The sequence below is a fragment of the Nostoc sp. 'Peltigera membranacea cyanobiont' 213 genome (assembly GCF_002245975.1).
Taxonomy (GTDB): domain Bacteria; phylum Cyanobacteriota; class Cyanobacteriia; order Cyanobacteriales; family Nostocaceae; genus Nostoc.
In genome coordinates, this window is the sequence record NZ_NOLI01000255.1 from 1 (window position 1) to 5135 (window position 5135).

The 5135-nt window shown below is 41.3% G+C and carries 2 protein-coding genes; both read right to left on the minus strand.

What is annotated here, in order from left to right:
• Nucleotides 1–3125: condensation domain-containing protein (locus CDG77_RS33285; protein WP_143857152.1), on the minus strand; the 3125-nt coding region annotated here is incomplete at its 3' end.
• A 12-nt stretch (nucleotides 3126–3137) separates the two neighbouring features.
• A partial coding sequence (locus CDG77_RS33290) for a condensation domain-containing protein (RefSeq protein ID WP_223270116.1) occupies nucleotides 3138–5135 on the minus strand: 1998 nt, incomplete at its 5' end.

The following is a 5135-nucleotide window of genomic DNA, read 5'->3' on the forward strand; positions in this document are numbered from 1 at the left end:
TCCCAGTTTGTATCTAAGCAGATTACATCGGCTTTATGCTCAGGCAATTGATTCACTAACTTATTTTGAGTCAACAGTACTGACACTTGCGAATCTGAGAGAATGTGGGCTAGGCGTTCTTTAGGATAAGCAGGGTCTAATGGCACATAAACACCGCCTGCTTTGAGAATCGCCAGGAATGCTATAAGCATCTGTAAGGATCGTTCTGTATAAACACTTACTAATATCTCTGGCTTTACTCCTAAAGACTGGAGGTAATGAGCCAATTGATTAACTTGAGCATTTAACTGTGCATATGTAACACATTGGTTTTCAAAGACAACGGCTACTGCATTGGGTGTTTTTTCAGCCTGGTCTTCAAAAATTTGGGTAAATGTTTGTTTGGAAATTGCTTTTTGAGTTTGATTAAATTCTACTAAAATCCGATGTTTTTCCGGCATTGAGAGCAAATTAACTTGCAAGATTGGTAAGGTAATATCCTCTAAGAAGACATCTAATACCTGAACAAAATGTTGAGTCGCTAGCTCAAGTAATATTTCATCAAAAATATCACGGTTAAAATCGAAATCAAGAGTAAAATTTCCAGACAAGCTGACGTCACGTATTTGAATATTTAGACTTTCATTGGTATGTTGTGTATGAATCCAATCAAAATCAATTTTGGCTCCAGCAAAATCGATAAATGTCGTTGTATGATAATTTAATACTACATCATAAACTGGATGTTGACGAGGATTTCTAACTATATGTTGACTGTAGCGTAAGCTAGTCAACATACTGGCTGCAATTTTTTTAACTAACAATTGAAAGTTGTCAGGATCTGCAATTTCAATGTACAACGGCAAAACTTGTACAAAAGAGCCTATAGACTTTTTAAATGCTGGTGAACGTCGATTATGTAAAGGAATTCCAATGACAAGTTTGCGGTTGCCACTGATGTGGTAAAGATAGATTGCCAGCAGCGCTAAGAAAATATTAAATATAGCAGTATTTTCTGTGATATTGGCACTATATTCTTGGATGGCGAGGGCTTTAAGTTTTTGAGTCCGCTCAAAACCTAATTTCAATGAAACCCTATGAGCTAAAGTCGTTGTATGTTTAGGTGTCTTACTATAAAAACTAAGCGGCTCTATAGGTTCAGATAGCTTTTCTTGCCAATAGTTTTTTACCTTTTCATAGCGTGCAGAATCTCGATATTTTCTTTCATAGTCAATATAATCTTGAAATTGAGGAATTTGCACAACCTGTGGTAGGCGATTATTGGCAGAAACAACATATAGCTCTGAAAGATAATTAAAGATTAAAGATAGAGATAAGCCATCTCCAATGATTTGATGAATATTAATATATAAAACAAATTTTTTATGAGACAGTTTGATGAGAACTGTATCCAACAAGCTTCTCTCCAAATCAAATACTATTTGAGAACGCTTATCCAAGAAATCAGATAATGCTACTGAAGAGTCAGCAACTTGCGATAAATCTACAAAATCGACCAAGTAAGAAAGGTGTGGTAGCACTTTCTGCTGTGGCGCACCATCTATTTCTAAAAATATAGTTCGCAAAGCATCACTTGAATTAACTAGAACTTGAAACGCTGCTTGGAAGTGTATTAAATCGATTTCTGTTGGGATAGTAAATGTGAGGGCATTATTATAGATAAGTGCATCTGGATTAAACTTATGTCCTAACCAAATTAGGAGTTGATGCTCTGTAAGATTAGAGTGAGCGCCGACATCGTTAAATTCTTCTGTTTTTGTGACAGAAGTTGTCAATGAAGTTGCTGTCAGTCCACTAGCTAACAAAAGTTCATACAAAGATTGTTCTGGTTTAACTAAAATAGTTAAGAGCAGACTCTGCAAATGCTTTAACATTTGAGCGATCGCAGCATCATCAAAACGGCAGTTATCGTAGCTAATGAATAAAGACAATTCTGGACTAGTTTCAGCTAGCATTGTCAAAGGATAATTATTGCGTTCAAATAAACTAAGATTGCTAATTTCTAAGCTGGCATACTGCTGTTGTAAAGAAATATCAGGATAATTTTCAAAAACTAAGAGGCTTTCAAACATGGATATTCCTCTGGGAATTTCACTCCATTGCTGAATGTCAATCAGCGAACTGTATACGTATTGCTCCCGCTCTACCTGCTGCGCCTGAAGATGCTGTAACCAGGGGATGAGTGAAGTCTCTCCAGACATTTGCATTCGCACTGGCAGAGTATTGATGAATAGTCCCACCATTGATTCCACCCCCGCGAGGTCTGGTGGGCGACCAGATACGGTCGTGCCAAAAACCACATCTGACTGCCCACTGTAGTGGCTTAACAGAAGTCCCCAAATTCCCTGAAACAAGGTGTTCAGAGTCAGATGATGCTTTCGGATCAGAACCTGTAAATCTTCTGTTATCGCCATTGATAAGCGAATTTTCTGCACACCATCAATCTCTTTTGAGTTTGCCCTGGTGTTTACACCCCTATTCATGAGACGGGTAGGAGTGGTAAAGCCTTGGAGTTCTTGTTGCCAAAATGTTTTAGCAAGACTTTGGTCTTGTTGTTGCAACCAAGCAATGTAGTCTCTGTAAGGGCGTGGAGATGGTAAGTATAAGTTGTGAGACTTTTCGCCTGCTTCGTATAAAGCTAAAACTTCTTTGACAATTGTAGCTCCAGACCAACCATCAATCAGTAAGTGATGATAACTCCAAACAAATTGATAGATATCTTCAGCTAGCCTGATTAAGGCGCAGCGCATTAGCGGAGCCTGATGAAGTTGAAAGTTTTGTTTTCGATCTGCCTGAAGGAAAGCCTCGACACGCTCCTGCTGTTCGACTGAGGAAAATCCTCGCCAATCATGGTTTACCCAGGGCAAATCGACCGATTTGCGTACAACTTGCAGTGGCTTTTGATAATCTTCCCAAAGAAAAAGAGTACGTAAAACTGCATGTCGCTCTACCACTGTTTGCCAAGCTTGTTTAAAGGCTGAAACATTCAGTTTTCCATACACTTTGTAGCTTGACTGATCGAAATATACGCCTGAATCTGGAGCAAAAATGCTGTGGAAGAGCATACCCTGTTGCATCGGGGACAGGGGGTAAATAAATTCAATGTTTTTGTTTTGCTGATTCATTTTCTTATTGTTCTACTTTTGAGATGTGTTAAGTTTGGCGACCAGACGATCAAGTTCCTGTTGATTCAAGCCTGCTTCTGGAAAGTCTGAAGGAGTAAAGCCGCCTAGTTCAGAGGATTGACAATGAGCGAGCAAATCTGTCAACACCTTGATGAAACTCTGAGCTAGACGCTCGATTGTGAGCCGTTGGTAAACATTTGTGCTGTAGGTCCAATTGAGTTCTAGTTTGCCTGATTCCACGAATCCGTCGATTTCTAGCTTATAACTGCGATTTCCCCAGGAACTGTAATTTTGTCCAGAGGATTCTTTTGCAAATCCCAACAGTGGTGATTTTGAAATAACCCGATCAAATTGGCCTAAGTAGTTAAAACTTACCTCTGCTTGGGGCAAAGCTTCTAGTTGTGACTGTTTTAGAGTATCTTGGCTAAGATATCGCAAAATACCATAGTCAATGCCCTGATTTGGGAGACAACGCAACTGTTCTTTAACCGACTTGAGTAACTCTCCTAGATGTTCAATTTCTCCTAGCTGCAACCGGACAGGAAATACAGTAGTAAACCAGCCGACTGTACGTGACAGATCCACGTCCTCAAACAATTCTTCTCGCCCATGCCCCTCAAGGTCAACTAGTAAGGAGCGTTTTCCTGTCCACTGGAAGAAAGTTTGCACTAAAGCGGTTAGCAGAACATCGTTAATTTGAGTGTTGTAGACAGCAGGCACATCCTGTAAGAGCGCTTGGGTTTGTTCTACACTCAGAGAGACTGACACCTGAGCCGCAGATCCGCCTGTATTGGCTGTATTAGTTAATGGATAGTCTACTGGCAGGGAAGCACTAGTACTAGACTGAGCCAACCAATAATCCCACTTGCCAGCCACAGCAAGTGATTGTCCATACTCCATTAATCGAGATGCCCAATCTTTGAAAGCAGTTGTCTTGGCAGGTAATTGAACAGCCTTACCTTGGCTGAGTTGTTGGTATGCAGTTGCCAAATCCTCCAGTAAAATTCTCCAAGAAACACCATCGACTGCTAGGTGATGGATAATCAGTAACAAACGACCTGGCTTGTCGTTGCCAAGTTGGAATAGAGCAACTCGGATAATTGGCCCGTTTGAAAGGTTTAAGCTAACTTGCAACTCATCAGCAGTAGCCTCAAGGAACGATCGCTGTTCACTAGCAGAAAGTTTTGATAAATCCGAGACTGAAAAGGGTACTGCTGTCTCGTCTATTGCGGTGTTAACTTGCTGCCAACTATTTGAGAGTGTAAATCGCAGACGCAGAGCATCATGATGTACTAGCAATTGCTGCACAGCTTGCTTTAGTAGCTCTGGATTCAGGTTTGGTAGCACCTCCAGTAGGACAGATTGGTTGTAGTGGTGAGACTGAGATAGATTTTGAGCAAAGAACCAGTGCTGAATGGGGGTTAGCGGCACTTGGCCTGTAACTACTCCTTGTTCTGCTTGCACAGGCAGAGTTGTACTTAACACAGAAGCTAACTCTGCGATTGTCTGGTGCTGAAATAGTAACTTGGGAGTTAGCAAAAGACCTGCTTGGTTAGCATGAGCTACAACCTGAATGCTCAGAACAGAATCCCCACCGAGTTCAAAGAAGTTATCGTGAATGCTAACCTGTTCCCGCCCTAAAACATCAATCCAGTTTTTAACTAGGATTTCTTCCGTGGGAGTGTGAGGTAGAATAAAATCCACTTCAAGACCCATCCTGGATAAATCCGGTTCAGGCAGAGCATTACGGTCTACTTTGCCGTTCGCAGTCAAAGGCAGAGCATCCAAGCTCACAAATAGTGATGGTACCATGTAGTCGGGTAGTAACTTCTTCAGAAAGCAACGCAGTTGACTAGTGGTGGGTGGCTCCCGATGCGGAACGACGTAAGCCACTAGGTGCTTGTTTTCAGCCCGGTCTTCGCGAGTAATCACCACGGTTTCTCGTAGATCGGGGTGTTGTGCTAGCACAGCTTCGATTTCTCCAAGTTCAATGCGGAAGCCGCGAATCTT